The following is a 16,790-nucleotide window of genomic DNA, read 5'->3' as shown; positions in this document are numbered from 1 at the left end:
CCTGCCAGCGACAGGGAGTGAATGGATGAGCCAGTTAGTGCAATTTATCGACGGTCAGTGGCTTGCCGGTGAAGGCAAGCCGTTCGAGTCAAAGGATCCAGCCAAGAACGAGGTGATCTGGCAGGGGGCTGCCGCCAGTGCGGCGCAGGTGGATGCCGCCGTCAAGGCCGCCCGTGCCGCCTTCTACCACTGGGCGGACATGAGCCTTGAGGATCGTCTGGCCATAGTGCGTCGTTATGCCGACCTGCTTGGCGAGCAGAAAGAGGCGCTGGCGCTGACCATTGCCCGCGAAACAGGCAAACCGCTGTGGGAGACCCGCACCGAAGTAGCCGCCATGCAGGGCAAGATTGCCATCTCCATCCGTGCGCATGACGAGCGTACCGGCACCGTTGAAAATGCCATGCCGGGCGCCAAGGCGTTTGTCCGTCACAAGCCCCACGGTGTGGTGGCGGTGTTCGGCCCCTACAACTTCCCGGGCCATCTGCCCAACGGCCATATAGTCCCGGCGCTGATTGCGGGTAACGCCGTGGTGTTCAAACCCTCCGAGCTGACCCCCATGGTCGCGGAAGCCATGGTCAAGGTGTGGCAGCAGGCCGGATTGCCCAAGGGGGTGCTCAATCTGGTGCAAGGGGAGGTCGAGACTGGCAAGGCGCTGGCTGGCAACCTCGATATCGATGGCCTCTTCTTCACCGGCTCCTCCCGCACCGGCCATTTCCTTCATCAGCAGTTTGCCGGTCAGCCGGGCAAAATTCTGGCTCTCGAGATGGGCGGCAACAACCCGCTGATCGTGAAAGATGTGAGCGACATCGACGGCGCCGTCCATGCCATCGTCCAGTCGGCGTTCATCACTTCCGGTCAGCGCTGTACTTGCTCCCGCCGCCTGTTTGTCGAGCGCGGCGAGCGGGGCGATGCGCTGGTCAATCGACTGGTCGAGGTGGTTAGCCAGATCAAGGTCGGCCTCTATGACGCAGCCGAGCAGCCGTTCATGGGCTCGATGATAAGCGAGAAGGCTGCGATTGGCATGGTCGAGGCGCAAGCCAACCTGCAGCGCCTCGGTGGCGAGAGCCTGCTTACCCTCAAGCACCTGGAAGTGGGCACAGGCTTTGTCTCCCCGGGCATTATCGACGTGACCTCAGTGAGCGCGCTGCCTGACGAAGAGTACTTCGGCCCGCTGCTGCAACTCATTCGTTATGATGATTTCGATGCCGCCATCGATCAGGGCAACGCCACCCGCTACGGTCTCTCGGCCGGTCTGCTGGGGGATAAGGAGGCGGACTGGCACCACTTCTTCAAGCGGATCCGCGCTGGCATCGTCAACTGGAACAAGCCTATTACCGGTGCCTCCAGTGCCGCGCCGTTTGGTGGCGTGGGTGCCTCCGGCAACCACAGAGCGAGCGCCTACTATGCCGCTGATTACTGTGCGTATCCGGTTGCCTCCGTCGAAGACAGCAAAGCCGCCATGCCGGAGCAGCTGTCGCCCGGCCTGCGTTTCTAATAACGACACGGGGCATCCAGCGGTGCCCCCATCTGTACCCGCAATCAAAGGAAAGAGAGATGCAAAAGGATATCGACACCCTGTTCAGCCATCTGTGGGACAACTACATCAAGGTGACCCCGAGCGCCCTCAAGGTGCACACCCTGCTGGGTGGCGGCGAGCCCATCGTCAACGATCACGTGGCGTTTCGTACCTACAACCTGCCCAAGCTGGGGCTGGAGAAGCTGGCGGCCCACTTTCTGGCGCTCGGTTACGAGCAGAAGGGCGAGTACGTTTTCAAGGCCAAGAAGCTCTATGCCAAGCACTTCGAGCATCAGGATCCGGACGCTCCCAAGGTGTTTATCAGCGAGCTGAAGGTGGAAGAGCTCTCCCCAGCGGCGCAGGCCATCATCCACAAGCTGGCCGATCAGGTGCCCGATCATCTGACAGATACCTCGGCATTTCTCTACACCGGCGCCCCCTGGCAGGTCTCCTATGCCGATTATCAGACTCTGCTGGCGGAGAGCGAGTATGCGGCCTGGATGGCAGCCTGGGGCTATCGTGCCAACCACTTCACGGTCAATATCAACAAGTTGAAGGATTTCGACACCATCCATCAGGTCAATGCGGCGCTCAAGGCGGCGGGTTTTGTCCTCAACAGTGTGGGTGGCGAGGTGAAGGGGGATCCGCAGGTGATGCTGGAGCAATCCTCCACCATGGCCGACAAAGCAGAGGTGCCGTTCAGCGATGGGGTGCGTACCATCCCGAGCTGCTTCTACGAGTTTGCCCTGCGCTATCCGCAAGCCGATGGCGTGCTCTATCCGGGCTTCGTCGAGGCCTCGGCGGACAAGATCTTCGAATCGACGAATGCCATGTAACGGGAGCCACCCTGTTTCAGTCGCAACGCCTCCTTTGTGGAGGCGTTTTGTTTGGCGCAGAGTGACGGTATCGGGTGTTGTCTGACGCCGCGTGAAGAGGGGATTTGGACGGCGCCTAACAGGTGAAAATTTGTTGATAAAAATGTGAACTAGATCACTTTAGACGACACAGATTGACGCGGGCGGCGGAGCAAAAAGGAGTAGAATGGCGCTTTATTTTTGCGGGGCCAATCGATGCCTAACTATCACTTTTTCAAGCAGGGTCAGGCGCTTACCTATCTAGATGCCAATGCACCCAGCTATAGCGATGAGCGTCGTCAACTGGTCGAACAGGGATTTGCCGCCATCGCCGCCCCCACCTTTGCAGATACTCCGGCCGAAGCCCTTGAGCTGCTTCGCACTCATCAGGCACTACAGGATGAGGCGCAGGCCAACGCCCTTTGTCTGACGGTTGCCAGCATTCCGGCGGTGATTGCAACTCTGTCCGGGCACTGACGCTGCCGCTATGCTCACCTGAATAAAAAATGGTGCCACTGTGATGGCACCATCTTATCGGTTTGCCTGCTTGCCCCTGAGCCGTTTAGCGCTGGTGCAGGTCACCTTCGATAACCAGCACGGTATCCATCCCTGCCGCCTTGCCAGCCTCAAGCCCGATCCGGGTATCTTCAAACACCAGACAGTTGGCTGGATTGGCGCCGAGCAGCTCGGCCACCCGCAAAAAGGTGTCGGGATGCGGCTTGTGGTTGGTGACATCATCGGCGCTCACTACCACAGAGATATAGGCGTCGAGTCCGGTGCTTTTGAGGATGGAGTCCGCCTGATTGCGCGGTGAGCCGGTGCCAATCCCCATCTTGACCTTGCCGTGATAGTGCCTGACCAGCTCCCACATCTTGGGAAAGACGCTGACCTTGTCGATATGTTCCATATAGAGGGCAATCTTGCGACGGGTAAAAGCCTCGACATCCACCGTCAGCCCCTGCTGCTCGGCCAGCATGGCGATGATCTTGCGGGTGGGAATGCCGCCGTACTGATAGAGCTGATCCCGCTCGAAGGGGATGCCGAATTCGGCGCAGGTGAGCTCCCAGGCATCCAGATGAAGGGGCATGGAATCTACCAAAGTGCCATCCATATCGAAAATCAGGGCATCGTAGTGATCAAACCCGTACTGCTCACGCTCGCTCATGGGGGCTCCTCGAATCAAATAGAGCAGGCTAGCAGAAACGGTCGGCGTTTTGTGGGATCGGCCTCATGGTTGGGCAGATTGTGGCCGCCGTTTTTTCTATCTCTTGCTGATTTGTGAGACAATAATCCGTTCATTGCCGGATACTTTGGCATATCAGATCAGCGAGTCCGCTTATGACCTCGAAAATATCCCCCAAAACCATTTTCTCTAGCGTGGCGCTGGTGATCGCGCTCGGTTCACTGGAAAAGAGCATAGTCACCACCCCGCTGCCCATGATTGGCGCCGAGCTGCATGCCGGTGCCGCCCTCACCTGGGTGGTCACCGCCTACCTGCTGGCCGCCACCGCCGTGCTGCCCCTCTATGGCAAGCTGAGCGATCTCTTTGGTCGGGTGCGGATGCTCAATATCGGCATCGGCCTGTTTCTGGCGGGCTCGGTGGCCTGCGCGCTCTCTCAGGATTTGCCGACCCTGTTGGCGGCGCGGGTGCTGCAAGGGCTGGGGGGCGGAGGTCTGATTGCCCTCGCGTTTACCGTGATTGCCGACACCATTCCGCCGCGGGAGGTGGGCAAGTATCAGGGCTACATCTCGGCGGTCTATGCGGTCTCCAGCATCGCTGGCCCCTTGCTTGGCGGCTATTTCACCGAGCAGCTCAGCTGGCGCTGGATCTTCTGGATCAATCTGCCGCTCGGGGCGCTGGCGGTCTTTCTCATCAACCGCAACCTCAAGCAGCTCAACGTGCGTCGCCACAGTCGCTTCGACTGGAAGGGGGCGGGTCTGCTGATTACCGTCACCACGCTCACCCTGTTGCTGCTCTCGCCGGAAGCGGCGCTGCCTGCAGTCTGGCTCTCGGCGGCGCTGGGTGTTGCGCTGCTGCTGCTCATTCTGATTGAGCGGCGTGCCCACGACCCCATATTGCCCGCCCATCTGGCCCGGTTGCCCGGCTATCTGGTGAGCGTGCTGCTGGTGATGCTCTCCCAGTTGCTGATGTTTGCCGTGCTGGTCTATCTGCCGTTGCAGATGCAGTGGCAGAAGGGGATGAGCGCCAGCGAGAGCGGCGCCATCATGGTCATCTTCATGATTTGCATCACTGCCGGGGCCTTTGTCGGCGGCAAGCTGATTGGCCGTACCGGTCACTACAAGAGTTTTGTCTCGGTGGGCTTTGGCCTCGCGGCGGTGGCGCTCTGGCAGATCCACTTCGATGCCTGGGTCAGGCTGGCGCTCGGGTTTGCCGGTATCGGTCTAGGTCTGGTGCTGCCTGCCCTCTCGGTGGTGGTACAGAATGCACTGCCGCGGCAGGATCGCGGTATCGGCATGTCGCTGTTCAACTTCGGACGGGAGCTTGGCGGTGCCGTCGGCGTGGCCATCTGCTCCATGCTGTTTCACTTGCGCCTGCCAGCCGGCAGCGGTGGCGATCTGAGCCGGCTCGCCCCCGATCTGCTGGCCCCGGGCTTCAGCGCGACCTATATCGGCATGGCATTGATCGCCACGCTGGCGCTGCTCATCACCCTGCTGGCGTTGAAGCGCCATGAGCTGGCCTCCATCAGCGCCTGATTTGGCCTGCGCCGATATTGGCTCACCATAGCTAGCATCAGGGCTCCCCGCGGGGAGCCCTGATTGTTATTTGGCGAATAGCGTGGCTGTTGCCATCAAGCCATGCGCGAGTTACTCCTGCGCCGGACTCTCCTTGCCTGCCAGCTGGCTCAGCCAGGCGAAGCGGCGATTAGCCTCCTGTTCTGCCTCTTCATAGAGCTGGCTGGCCACCTCCGGCAGCTGGCGTTCCAGCCGCTGGAAGCGGGGCTCATGGCGCAAGGTCTCGGCCAGCGAGGCGTTGGGGGCTCGCGAGTCGAGCGCCAGCGGCAGTGTGCCCTCGTCAGCGCGGCGCGGATCGAAGCGGTAGAGGGGCCAGAAGCCGGAGGCGGTCAGCTGCTTCATCTGCTCATGGCTCTCGGCCATGTCGTAGCCATGCTCCTCGCAGGGGCTGTAGGCGATGATGAGCGACGGTCCCGGGTAGGCTTCCGCCTCCTGAATCGCCTTCACTGTCTGGTTCATCTGGGCGCCGAGGGAGATCTGCGCCACATAGACGTGGCCATACATCATCACGCTGGCGCCGAGATCCTTGCGTGCCTTGCGTTTGCCCTGCTCGCCAAACTTGGTGATGGCACCGAGTGGCGTCGCCTTCGATTGCTGGCCGCCGGTGTTGGAGTAGCACTGGGTATCGAGCACCAGCACATTGATGTTCTCCCCCAGACTCAGCACATGGTCGAGCCCGCCAAAGCCGATGTCGTAGGCCCAGCCATCGCCGCCGATGAGCCAGACCGATTTTTCCACCAGATAGTCCGCATCGCGAGTCAGCTCTTGGGCTGCCGGGGTCTGGCTCCCCTGCAGCAGCGCTCGCAACTGCTGGATATGGGCCCGCTGCTCGGAAACCGGCAGGGTGGCATCGCCGAACGCCTCGCGCAGCGCTGCTGGTATGGTGTCGCCCAGGCTCGCCAGCAGACGGCGCACCCGCTCCCTGTGCTGATCGACGGTAAGACGGAAGCCCAGTCCGAACTCGGCGTTGTCTTCAAACAGCGAGTTGGCCCAGGCCGGCCCGCGCCCGTCGGCGTTGGTGGTGTAAGGGGTGGTAGGCAGGTTGCCGCCATAAATGGACGAGCAGCCGGTGGCGTTGGCAATCAGCAGCCGATCGCCATAGAGCTGGGTCAGCAGTTTGATGTAGGGAGTTTCGCCACAGCCGGAGCAGGCGCCCGAGTATTCAAACAGCGGCGAGATGAGCTGGGAGGTGCGGATGTCGATGCGCTCCAGCTGCTCGGCGCTGCGCTCTGGCAGGTCGAGGAAGAAGTCGTAGTTGGCCTTCTGCCCATCGAGATGATCGAGCCGTGAAGCCATATTGATCGCCTTGCGATCCGGGTTGCTGCGATCCTTGGCCGGGCACACCTCGACGCAGAGGTTGCAGCCGGTGCAATCCTCCGGCGCCACCTGCAGCACGTACTGCTGGCCGCGCATGTCGCGGGATTTCACATCCAGCGCATCGAGAGTGGCGGGAGCTGCGGCCAGCGCATCCGGTTCTACCACCTTGACGCGAATGGCCGAGTGGGGACAGGCGGCGACGCAGTAGTTGCACTGGGTACAGAGCTCCGCCTCCCAGATAGGGATCTCCTTGGCGATGTTGCGCTTCTCCCAGCGGGTGGTGCCGACCGGCCAGGTGCCATCCGGCGGGAAAGCGGAGACCGGCAGGCTGTCACCCAGTCCCGCCAGCATGGCGGCGGTAACGGTCTGGACAAAGTCGGGGGCCATGGCCGAAACCACCGGCGGGCGCGGGCGGCTGGCGGGATCCAGCTCACCAAGTTGCACCCGGGTCAGGGCGGCGCAGGTTGCCTCCAGTGCCTGCCAGTTGCGTTCGACCAGCGCTTGTCCCTTGCTACCATAGCTGGTGGCGATGGCCTGCTTCAGCAGGCTGGTCGCCTCTGCGGGGGGAATGATGGCGCTGAGCTGGAAGAAGGCCATCTGCATCACGGTATTGATGCGGTTGCCGAGCTGGCAGTCGCGGGCAATTTTGGCGGCGTTGATGATGTAGAAGCGTGCCTCTTTCTCGCGCAGGGCATGCTGCACCTCGCTGGGTAGCCGTTGCCAGATATCCGCTTCGCTGTAGGGGGTGTTGAGCAGGAAGATGCCGCCTGTTTTCAAGCGCTCCGCCATCCGGTACTTGTCGACAAACTGCCACTGATGGCAGCCGATAAAGTCTGCCTCTTCCACCAGATAGGCCGATTGCAGCGGCCGCTCGCCCACCCGCAGGTGAGAGACGGTGAGTCCGCCCGCCTTCTTGGAGTCGTAGACGAAATAGCCCTGCGGATAGAGGTCGGTGTGGTTGCCGAGGATCTTGATGCTGTTCTTGGCCGCCGAGACGGTGCCATCGCTGCCAAGGCCGTAGAAGAGCGCCTCCAGCTTGTGCTGCTGGCCGTGGATCGGGCTTTGCGAATTCAGCGCGGGCAGCGGTAGCGAGAGACCTGTGATGTCATCGAAGATGCCGACGGTAAAGCGCGGGCGCGGGTTCTCCTGCGCCAGTTCGGTAAACACCGCCAGCGCGCAGGTGGGGCCGAACTCCTTGGAGGAGAGACCATAGCGACCGCCGATGACCCGCGGCAGGCTTGCCCGCTCGCCCCGGCTGACCGCTTCGGCCAGCGCCGTCATCACGTCGAGATAGAGGGGCTCGGCCTGTGCGCCCGGCTCCTTGGTACGATCCAGAACGGCGATGGTGTGGGCACTCTCGGGAATCGCGGCCAGCAGGTGCTTGGCCGAGAAGGGGCGGTAGAGGCGCACCTTTACCAACCCCACCTTCTCCCCTTGGGCCAGCAGGCGCTCGATCACCTCTTCACAGGTGCCAATCGCCGAGCCCATCAGCACCACAATCCGCTCCGCCTGCGGGTGGCCGACGTATTCAAACGGCCGGTAGTGGCGGCCGGTCTGCTCGCCAAAAGCCTGCATCGCCTCACTCACATGGCCATAGGCGGCGTCATACCAGGGGTTGCTCGCCTCCCGGCACTGGAAGTAGGTGTCTGGGTTGGCAGCGGTGCCGCGAATGACCGGTTTGTCGGGGGTGAGCGCCCGGTCGCGATGGGCACGGATGGCATCTGCGGGTAGCAGGGCGCGCAGGGTGTCGTCAGCGAGCGGCGCTATCTTGGCGATCTCGTGAGAGGTACGAAAGCCGTCGAAGAAGTGGATAAAGGGGAGGCGGCTGTTGAGGCTCGCTATCTGGGAGATCAGGGCAAAGTCCTGCGCCTCCTGCACATTGCTGGCACAGAGCATGGCACAGCCGGTCTGGCGCACCGCCATCACGTCCGAATGATCACCAAAAATCGATAGCGCGTGGGTCGCCACGGTGCGCGCCGCCACATGCAGCACGAAGGGGATAAGCTGACCCGCCAGCTTGTAGAGGTTGGGGATCATCAGCAGCAACCCCTGCGACGAGGTAAACGAGGTCGCCAGCGCGCCGGTCTGCAGGGCGCCGTGGACGGCGGCGATGGCGCCCCCTTCCGACTGCATCTCGACAACCCGGGGCACATCCCCCCACAGGTTCTTGCCCCGCTTGCTCGACCAGGCCGACGACTGCTCAGCCATGGCCGAGCTGGGGGTGATGGGGTAGATGGCGATGACTTCGCTGGTGCGGTACGCCACCGAGGCGACTGCGTTATTCCCGTCTGTGGTGATCATCTGTTTTCCACTTTGCTATGCCAGTTTGAAGGCCGATAGTTGCATCGGCAATGGATAGGTCGCAGGCATAGTAAGAGGGGCAATGAGAGCGTATCAAACGAGATAAATAATCAATTAATAAGTCAGTAATAGTGGTTAATTTAATCCCGTTGCGTGGGAGCGTGATTTTCTGCTGGTAGCCAACGTGGGGCGATTGACGGGCCATTGGTATGGCCCGTCAGCACGGGGTTAACCCTGATCCACTTGCAGCCAGATGGCGCACTGATAAGGGGCGAAGAGTGGCAGTGGTTCGCTTGGGTAATTGGCCAGCAGCAACCGCATCTTGTGTGTCACCTTGTCGAAGTGGGGCATCGGCAAGGGGTTCGCCGTGAGATTGGCGAGCAGCAGCAGGGTGTGCCGCTCTCCGCTGGCCGGATCCTGCCAGTGGCGGCGATAGCTGATGCGCTCGGGATCATCCCCATCCAGCAGCTCGAAATTGCCGTGGCGAACGACAGGGTGAGCCTTGCGCAGGGCGATGAGCTGGCGATAGCAGTGAAACGGCGAGTCGGGGCGGGTCAGCTGCTCGTCAGCATTTATCTCGACGTGGTTGGCATTGATGGCAATCCAGGGCGTGGTGGTGCTGAAACCGGCGTGGGGGCCAGCGTCCCACTGCATCGGGGTGCGGGCATTGTCGCGGCCGATGGCATCGAGCCGCCGACTCAGCTCGGCAGGATCCAGCCCTGACTGGCTGGCGCGGTAGTTGATGGCCTCCACATCGCGCAGCTCGCCCGGCTGCCAGTGGCGGTTGGTCATGGCGAGCTCCTCCCCCTGATAGATGAAGGGAGTGCCCTGCATCAGGTGCAGCACCATGGCCCATAGCTTGGCGCTGGTTTCCCGCCACTTTGGCCTGTCATCGCCAAAGCGGGAGACGGCGCGAGGCAGGTCGTGGTTGCCGAGAAACAGGCTGTTCCAGCCACGCCCGTGCAGCCCTTGCTGGTGGCGGGCCATGGCTCGCTTGAAGGCGAGGGGATCAAAGCGGGATGACCACTTGTCACTGCCGAGCCCCAGATGCTCGAAGTTGAACACCATGCTGAACTCGCTGCCATCGTGGTTCGAATAGTTCTGCATATGGGCGAGATCGGCCCCCCAGGTCTCCCCCACCGTGATGATCCCCTTGCCGCCGAAGCTCGCGGCATTGAGCTCGCGGATATAGTCGTGCAGGCGCGGGCCATTGCTCATGGCCAGTCGGTCCCACTCCTTGCTCACCATGTCGATAACATCGAAGCGAAATCCCTTGATCCCTTTGCCCAGCCAGAAGTTGATCACCGCCGCCATCTCGGCGCGTACCGCCGGGTTATCCCAGTCCAGATCGGCCTGACTGGGATCGAAGTTGTGCAGGTAGTAGCGATCAAGCGCTGGCACATACTGCCAGCCGCTACCGCCAAAAATCGAGGTGATGGGGTGAGCATCAACGAAGGCCTGGTCGCGAAACACGTAATAGTCCTGATAATGGTGATCGCCGGCCAGCGCCTGCACAAACCACTCGTGCTCGGTGGAGGTGTGGTTGGCGACGATATCCATCATGATGCCGATGCCGTGGGCGGCCGCTTCGGCTATCAGCAGCTCCATCTCGGTCAGGGTGCCGAAGGCGGGGTCGATGGCACGGTAGTCCGCCACATCGTAGCCGTTGTCCCGTTTGGGGGAGCGATAGATGGGGGTGAGCCAGAGCATATCGACCCCGAGGGTGGCCAGATAGTCGAGGCGCTGACGGATGCCGTTGATATCGCCCATGCCGTCGCCATCGCTGTCCTGAAAACTCATGGGGTAGATCTGGTAGATGACGCAGCTATCGAGGTCGATATCGGGCGTGTGAAGGGAGTGCGTATTCATCAGCGTGGCCGGTTAGGGGAGAAGATTTTCTATCTTACGCAGATGAACGGGTACTCGACAGGGCAGGGGAAACCTTGAAAAGGGTTCCATAGTTGGCTGATTGCCAAAAGTGCGGGAAGGGTCACAAAGGTGCCATCCCGGGCCACGGCTGTGGTCGGGATGGCACGGCACTTAGCGTTGATGCTATGCAGGAATACAGGTTATTGAGCAGCCTTGGCCTGCTCGCTGCGCTGCTCCTGCTGGCGTTCTGCCTTCTCTTGTTGGCGCTCCGCTTGTGCTTCCAGCTCCTTGCCGAGGAAGTAGTTCAGGAAGGTGCGGATCACCGCAATGATGGCGAGGCGGATCAGCTCCTCCTTGCTCGGCGCGATCGTGGTGGCCAGGATGTCGGCGGCCAGCTGGAACTCCAGCGCCAGAATAAGCCAGCTGCCAAAACAGAGGCGAATGCGCGGAAAGCCGGGTTGGTGATCCCGCACTCTTGCCGCCAGCCAGAGGGTCTTGCCAAGGCCAATGACCACACAGGCGATGGAGATGGTCTCCAGCAGCAGCTGGAACAGCTCGACCCCGTGCATCATCCCCTCTTTCAGGCTCGCTATCTCAAACACTCGGGTCACCTCCCTGATTCAAAAGAGGACACTATTAACACATCGCTCGGCAAAGGCCAAATCCGGCTCAGGCAATCAGTTTGAATTCAATAACATAGAGCGGCGGCAGATCGGGGTAGATGTCGCGGATCACCTGTTTGAGCTCGGGGAGGGTCATGTTCTCCTGACGGGCGTGCTCGTCATTCAATTCATCGAAGGCTACAGCATTGACGGAGAGCACCTCGATGGTGCCGAAGGGCTGGTGCTCCGGGTTGGTGAAGAGGGCCAGCCGCTGGCCGGGCTGCCAGTTGGCCTCGCTCTCGTCGCGGATGGTGATGGTCTTGCGGCCCGCCTGAATGTCGGCAACGAAGCGGCTGAAGAAGGTGAACTCTGGATAGGTGTGAGTAGACATGGTGACTCCTGACAGGGTGAATCGAAATGGGATGAATGGAAATCAAAGGTCGAGATAGGCGCGCAGTTTGGCCAGATCGGCGATAACGGGGCCGTCGCTGCCGTCGGCAACTATGCCCTGTTCGACCAGCTCCTTGAGGGCGCGGCGGTAAACCCGCTCGGTGGTGCCGAAGCGCGCCGCTTCATGGGCCCGTTTGCGTGACCCCAGCATGGGGGTGCGCTGGCGTTCTCGCCACAACTCGTAGGCGATGTTGTAGGCGATGGGGTGGAGCAGCCGGCTGGTGGTGATCTCCAGCGTATCGAGATAGTCGCTGGCCAGCGCCGCGGCGAAGAAGAGGGTCAGCTCGGGCTCGGTCAGCAGGCGCTGGGCCAGTTTGTGAGCACAGATGACCCGGGCATCCAGCTCGGTCTCGGCCACCACGTTCCACTGCACCGGGGTTGCGCTGAAGAACTCCATCTCACCGAAGATCTGGCTGTGACACTCAATCTCGCCGAGCTGGAAGATGCGGCCCGAGTGCACCGTACTGTTGAGGGAGACCCGGCCATGTTCGACCAGATAGAGCTGCTCGCTCTGCTCCCCCTGGCGCATGATCAATTCGTCCGGCAGGTAGCGGCGCAGAAACAGGGTGCAGGCGTCGAGCGCCGCGGCAAAGCGGGGTTCAAGCTGCTGGAGTTCGGCGTGAAAACGGCCGAGGGGGTAGGGCTGTTGCTGCATGACTTGCCTGTCGCACCGGATGACGAGGGCCATGAGGCTAGCAAGAGTGCGGGCCGGATACCAGCCCGCACGGTAGCGGATGTGCCGCAGTTAACGGTTTGCGGTTTATTGCACCAGGGCGTGGAGGGCGGCGGCGATGGCTTGCTGCTCACCGACCATCATCGCCTGTTCGGCGCTGGCGTAATCCGCCACCCCTTGTTGCACATCCTGCTCGAACAGCACCACGTTGCAGAGCACGGCGGCGACCCGCACCTTGCGCAGGCGACCCACCGTCAGCAGGGAGGCAGTCTCCATGTCAGCGCCGAGCACGCCACGGGCATGCCAGTAGCGGCACACCTCCTGCTCGTCATCTCGATAGAAGCTGTCGTGGGAGCGCACCAGCCCGTGCCAATGAGGCTGGCTGCCGGTCGCTACATGGTTGAGCAGGGCCGCTTGCAGCCAGATATCGGCGCAGGCGGGGTACTCAGGGGGCAGATAGGCCTGCGAGGCCCCCTCATTGCGCACAGCGCCTTCTACCACGATAAGGTCGCCCAGCCCGATGTCGTGTTGCAGGGCACCAGCGGAGCCGACCCGAATAAGCGAGCGGGCACCGGCTTGCACCAGCTCCTCTAGCGCTATGATGGCCGAGGCGCCGCCGATGCCGGTGCTGCAGACCGTGATGGGCAGCCCCTGATAGCGGCCGTTGATGAGGCGAAACTCCCGGTTTTGCCCCAGCACTTCACACTGTTCGAGCTGGCTGGCGATGCGATCGACTCGGGCCGGGTCGCCGCACAGTACCACCCGCTCGGCAATCTGCTCGGGGCGGCACTGAAGATGGGGTAACAGAGTCATGGCTTATAGACCTTGTGGCTTGCGCTTGGCGGCAATCACCCAGAGGCGGGTGCCGTTGGCGGCGATAAACAGCAGGATCAGGTATTCGAGCGACATGGCGTAAACACCCTGCGCGGCATAGACACCGATGCTGATGATGTTGATGACGACCCAGAGGATCCAGTTCTCCACGTATTTGCGGGTCATCAGGATCTGGGCGACCACTGAGAGCACCGTCATGCTGGCATCCCAGAAGGGGAAGGCATCAGGGGAGGGCTCGGGGATGGCAAGGTTGGCACCAAACAGGTTGAGCAGGGAGACCGAGGTGCGCGCCAGGGTGGCGAAGACCGGGTCGATATAACGGGTCAGCAGGGCGATGGCCAGCACGCTCACGGCGGCGGTCACCATCAGTTTGGATCTGCTGAGCCAGCGGATCTGCAGGGTATCTCCCTGATCGTTGGCCGGGCGGGTCCAGGCGTACCAGCCGTAGACGTTGGCGCAGAAGAAGAACAGCTGCAGCATCAACAGTCCGTAGAGCTGGATCTGGAAGAAGATGATGGCAAACAGGCTGACGTTGATCAGGCCAAACAGGTAGTTGATGGTCTTCTCCTGACTGGCGAACCAGATACAGGCCAGCCCGAACAGAGTGCCGATGGCTTCAATCCATGACATGGCATAGCCGCCACCCAGCGGTATGGTCACTAGCGTGTTATTGATGCTGAACAGCTCGAATATGCTCATTTTCTGATCCTTGGACATGAGGGTTAGTATGCGAGGGCGCCATTCTAAGGGGTGAGGGGGAGGAGGGGCAGGACTTTTGTCCGTCCCGTACTTGGCCCATATCAAAGAAATTGCCACTGGTGCCCGGTTATTCCAGCAGTGATGGGTTATGGGGCCCCGGCGGGCCGGACTTTATTGATATGTAGCAAGATGATAGCTCCGTGGCTGTGGTCTGATAGAGTCCACTCTCCGGGAGGAGAATCACGTGATAAAAGGAGGTTGTATTGAATTCCGAGCTTGTCTGGGTGCTCTGTCTGCTGGCTGGCGCCATCTATCTCTTCATGACCAACAAGGTGCGGATGGATGTGGTCGCCCTGTTGATCATTATCCTCTTTGTGCTGAGCGGCACCCTCACCCTGCCGGAGGCGCTGGCGGGCTTTAGCGATCCCAACGTTATCCTGATTGCCGCCCTGTTTGTGGTGGGTGAGGGGCTGGTGCGCACCGGCATCGCCTATCAGGTGGGGGATGCATTGGTGAAGGTGGCGGGTAGCAGCGAGACCAAGCTGCTGGTGTTGCTGATGGTAGCGGTGGCGAGTCTGGGGGCTGTGATGAGCAGCACCGGAGTGGTGGCCATCTTTATCCCGGTGGTGCTGAGCGTGGCGAACCGGATGGGGATCCCGGCCGGTCGCCTGATGATGCCCCTCGGTTTTGCCGGCCTTATCAGCGGCATGATGACGCTGGTGGCTACGCCCCCCAACATGGTGGTCAACAGCGAGCTGATGCGCCATGGCATTCACGGTTTCGGGTTTTTCGATTTCACCCCCATGGGCGTGCTGATCCTGGGGCTGGGCATCCTCTACATGCTGCTGGTGCGCGGCTCCCTGGTGGGCGAGGGGGAAGAGGGCAAAGGCAAGCCGGCCGGGCGCCGCACTCTGCGCGATCTGATCCGAGACTACCGACTGGCCGGTCGGGCCCGTCGTCTGGCGCTGCGGCCTGACTCCCCGCTGATTGGTCACACCCTGGACGAGCTGCAACTGCGTGCCCGCTATGGTGCCCACGTCATCGGGGTGGAGCGCTGGCGCAAGTTTCGCCGGGTGATGGTGCCGGTGTCGGGGATCAGTGAGTTCCAGGCCAGGGATGTGCTGCTGATCGACATGTCAGATCCCGAGGTGGATGTGCGGGCGTTTTGCAGCGAAGCGCGGCTCGAACCCATGATCCTGCGCGGGGAGTACTTCTCCGATCAGGCGCGGGAGGTGGGGATGGCCGAGGTGTCGCTGATCCCCGAGTCCAAGCTGCTGGGTAAAAGCGTGCGTGAGGTGACCTTCCGCTCCAGCTATGGTCTGAGCGTGGTGGGGCTGCGCCGCGACGGTGAAGCGCTGGCAGGCAAGCTGGTGGACGAGCCGCTGCAGATGGGGGACACCCTGCTGGTGGTAGGGAACTGGAGCCACATCAGACAGTTGCAGACCCATAGCCGCGACTTTCTGCTGATGGGGTTGCCCGCTGAAGTGGACGAGATGGCCCCCGCCCGCAGCCAAGCTATTCACGCCCTATTCTGTCTTGGAGTAATGATCCTGCTGATGGTGACCGATCCTGTGCCCAACGTGATTGCGGCGCTGATCGCCTGTCTGCTGATGGGCAAGTTTCGCTGCATCGATATGGAGAGTGCCTACAAGTCGATCCACTGGCCGACCCTGATCCTCATCGTCGGCATGCTCCCCTTTGCGCTGGCGCTGCAAAAAACCGGCGGGGTGGATCTGATCGTCGGTGGTCTGATCAATGCGGTAGGGGAGATGGGGCCGCGGGTCATGCTGGCCAGCCTGTTTGCCCTCTGCGCGGTGATCGGGCTCTTTATCTCCAACACCGCGACTGCTGTGCTGATGGCGCCCATTGCGCTGGGCACGGCCCAGCAGATGGGGGTATCGCCCTATCCGTTTGCCATGACCATTGCCATCGCCGCCTCGGCTGCTTTTATGACGCCGGTCTCGTCACCGGTCAATACCCTGGTACTGGGGCCGGGCAACTACAAGTTTGCCGATTTTATCCGTATCGGGGTGCCCTTCACCTTGTTGGTGATGGCGGTGAGCGTGGTAGCGATCCCCTGGTTCTTCCCGTTCTGATAACCGGGATGATGAATGTGTGCACCAGCGGCCTGCGGGCCGCTTTTTTATGGCCGGGAGACAAGAGTGGCAAGGCGTGATCGGAATCAGTGAAGAGTGACGTGAACGGGAATTAACGTGGAGCTGGGTTAATAGAGGAGCGAGAGAAAAACTGGGGAGAGGCAAATTTCAGATACAAAAAAACCAGCGTGAGCTGGTCTGTTTGGTACTGCTATTAATGGTGCGGAAGGAGAGACTCGAACTCTCACGCCTAGGGCGCCAGAACCTAAATCTGGTGCGTCTACCAATTTCGCCACTTCCGCAATATTAATGGTGGCTATGACGGGATTCGAACCTGTGACCCCCGCATTATGAGTGCGATGCTCTAACCAACTGAGCTACATAGCCGTTTGTTATCGACCACTGATGTGGAAGAGAACAGAAAAATGGCTGGGGTACTAGGATTCGAACCTAGGGATGGCGAGATCAAAACCCGCTGCCTTACCGCTTGGCGATACCCCAACAGAAATAATGGTGGCTATGACGGGATTCGAACCTGTGACCCCCGCATTATGAGTGCGATGCTCTAACCAACTGAGCTACATAGCCGTTTGTTATCGACCACTGATGTGGAAGAGAACAGAAAAATGGCTGGGGTACTAGGATTCGAACCTAGGGATGGCGAGATCAAAACCCGCTGCCTTACCGCTTGGCGATACCCCAACAGCGCTCCTCAACAGTCATGAGACTGGCAAAGAACTTTTAAAAATGGCTGGGGTACTAGGATTCGAACCTAGGGATGGCGAGATCAAAACCCGCTGCCTTACCGCTTGGCGATACCCCAAC

General features: G+C 61.0%; 13 protein-coding genes and 6 tRNA genes. 5 read left to right on the top strand and 14 right to left on the bottom strand.

Annotated features, from left to right (window positions below; all coding sequences use genetic code 11):
* Window positions 1–25 precede the first annotated feature (25 nt).
* The 3 genes from astD to OKB77_RS11390 all read left to right on the top strand — a co-directional run bounded on the left by astD (window position 26) and on the right by OKB77_RS11390 (window position 2,847).
* Window positions 26–1,495, top strand: a complete 1,470-nt coding sequence (astD, locus tag OKB77_RS11400; RefSeq protein ID WP_270817653.1) for a succinylglutamate-semialdehyde dehydrogenase — start codon at window positions 26–28, stop codon at window positions 1,493–1,495.
* A gap of 59 nt (window positions 1,496–1,554) precedes the next feature.
* Window positions 1,555–2,352, top strand: coding sequence for a DUF1338 domain-containing protein (locus OKB77_RS11395; RefSeq protein ID WP_219264315.1), 798 nt, complete (start codon window positions 1,555–1,557; stop codon window positions 2,350–2,352).
* Window positions 2,353–2,586: 234 nt separating this feature from the next.
* Window positions 2,587–2,847, top strand: coding sequence for a hypothetical protein (locus tag OKB77_RS11390; RefSeq protein WP_042082617.1), 261 nt, complete (start codon window positions 2,587–2,589; stop codon window positions 2,845–2,847).
* Between the two features lie 85 nt (window positions 2,848–2,932).
* On the opposite strand, the gene OKB77_RS11385 is transcribed toward OKB77_RS11390, so the two are convergent.
* Window positions 2,933–3,535: an HAD family hydrolase gene (locus tag OKB77_RS11385; RefSeq protein ID WP_005334990.1), complete on the bottom strand. Its 603-nt coding sequence runs from the start codon at window positions 3,533–3,535 to the stop codon at window positions 2,933–2,935.
* Between the two features lie 173 nt (window positions 3,536–3,708).
* On the opposite strand from OKB77_RS11385, the gene OKB77_RS11380 reads away from it, so the two are divergent.
* Window positions 3,709–5,085 carry an MDR family MFS transporter gene (locus OKB77_RS11380; RefSeq protein ID WP_270817651.1) on the top strand — a complete coding sequence of 459 codons (1,377 nt, stop codon included), beginning with the start codon at window positions 3,709–3,711 and terminating at the stop codon, window positions 5,083–5,085.
* Between the two features lie 111 nt (window positions 5,086–5,196).
* Here the strand turns inward: OKB77_RS11380 and nifJ are convergent, their stop codons facing one another.
* The 7 genes from nifJ to pnuC form a co-directional block, all read right to left on the bottom strand.
* Complete coding sequence (gene nifJ / locus OKB77_RS11375) at window positions 5,197–8,742, bottom strand: pyruvate:ferredoxin (flavodoxin) oxidoreductase (protein ID WP_270817649.1); 3,546 nt, start codon at window positions 8,740–8,742, stop codon at window positions 5,197–5,199.
* A gap of 228 nt (window positions 8,743–8,970) precedes the next feature.
* Window positions 8,971–10,611: an alpha-glucosidase gene (locus OKB77_RS11370; protein ID WP_270817647.1), complete on the bottom strand. Its 1,641-nt coding sequence runs from the start codon at window positions 10,609–10,611 to the stop codon at window positions 8,971–8,973.
* Window positions 10,612–10,811: 200 nt separating this feature from the next.
* The gene (locus OKB77_RS11365) at window positions 10,812–11,213 is read right to left on the bottom strand and encodes a DUF1622 domain-containing protein (protein WP_042054549.1); all 402 of its coding nucleotides are present in this window, start codon (window positions 11,211–11,213) and stop codon (window positions 10,812–10,814) included.
* Between the two features lie 67 nt (window positions 11,214–11,280).
* Entirely contained in the window at window positions 11,281–11,604 is a 324-nt protein-coding gene (gene yqfB / locus OKB77_RS11360) for a N(4)-acetylcytidine aminohydrolase (protein WP_159164136.1), read from the bottom strand.
* Window positions 11,605–11,646: 42 nt separating this feature from the next.
* Window positions 11,647–12,318, bottom strand: coding sequence for a Crp/Fnr family transcriptional regulator (locus OKB77_RS11355; RefSeq protein ID WP_201932433.1), 672 nt, complete (start codon window positions 12,316–12,318; stop codon window positions 11,647–11,649).
* Between the two features lie 105 nt (window positions 12,319–12,423).
* Window positions 12,424–13,149 carry a nucleoside phosphorylase gene (locus tag OKB77_RS11350; protein WP_158109813.1) on the bottom strand — a complete coding sequence of 242 codons (726 nt, stop codon included), beginning with the start codon at window positions 13,147–13,149 and terminating at the stop codon, window positions 12,424–12,426.
* A 3-nt stretch (window positions 13,150–13,152) separates the two neighbouring features.
* Entirely contained in the window at window positions 13,153–13,869 is a 717-nt protein-coding gene (gene pnuC / locus OKB77_RS11345) for a nicotinamide riboside transporter PnuC (RefSeq protein ID WP_021229812.1), read from the bottom strand.
* A 263-nt stretch (window positions 13,870–14,132) separates the two neighbouring features.
* Here pnuC and OKB77_RS11340 point away from each other — a divergent pair, with 263 nt between their 5' ends.
* A complete protein-coding gene (locus OKB77_RS11340; RefSeq protein WP_270817645.1) occupies window positions 14,133–15,965 on the top strand; it encodes an SLC13 family permease in 1,833 nt (610 codons plus the stop codon).
* 218 nt (window positions 15,966–16,183) lie between these two features.
* Here the strand turns inward: OKB77_RS11340 and OKB77_RS11335 are convergent.
* The 6 genes from OKB77_RS11335 to OKB77_RS11310 form a co-directional block, all read right to left on the bottom strand.
* Window positions 16,184–16,267 (bottom strand) — tRNA-Leu (locus OKB77_RS11335).
* Window positions 16,268–16,275: 8 nt separating this feature from the next.
* A tRNA-Met gene (locus OKB77_RS11330) sits at window positions 16,276–16,352 on the bottom strand.
* A gap of 39 nt (window positions 16,353–16,391) precedes the next feature.
* Window positions 16,392–16,466: transfer RNA gene (locus tag OKB77_RS11325), tRNA-Gln, on the bottom strand.
* A 10-nt stretch (window positions 16,467–16,476) separates the two neighbouring features.
* A tRNA-Met gene (locus tag OKB77_RS11320) sits at window positions 16,477–16,553 on the bottom strand.
* Window positions 16,554–16,592: 39 nt separating this feature from the next.
* Window positions 16,593–16,667: transfer RNA gene (locus OKB77_RS11315), tRNA-Gln, on the bottom strand.
* Between the two features lie 46 nt (window positions 16,668–16,713).
* Window positions 16,714–16,788: transfer RNA gene (locus tag OKB77_RS11310), tRNA-Gln, on the bottom strand.
* Between the last annotated feature and the right edge of the window lie 2 nt (window positions 16,789–16,790).

Origin of the sequence: Aeromonas sp. Y318-3 (assembly GCF_027706185.1) — a bacterium.
GTDB classification, from domain to species: Bacteria; Pseudomonadota; Gammaproteobacteria; order Enterobacterales; family Aeromonadaceae; genus Aeromonas; species Aeromonas veronii.
Note: the sequence above shows the minus strand (reverse complement) of the source record. Positions and strands in the feature narration are given on the sequence as shown.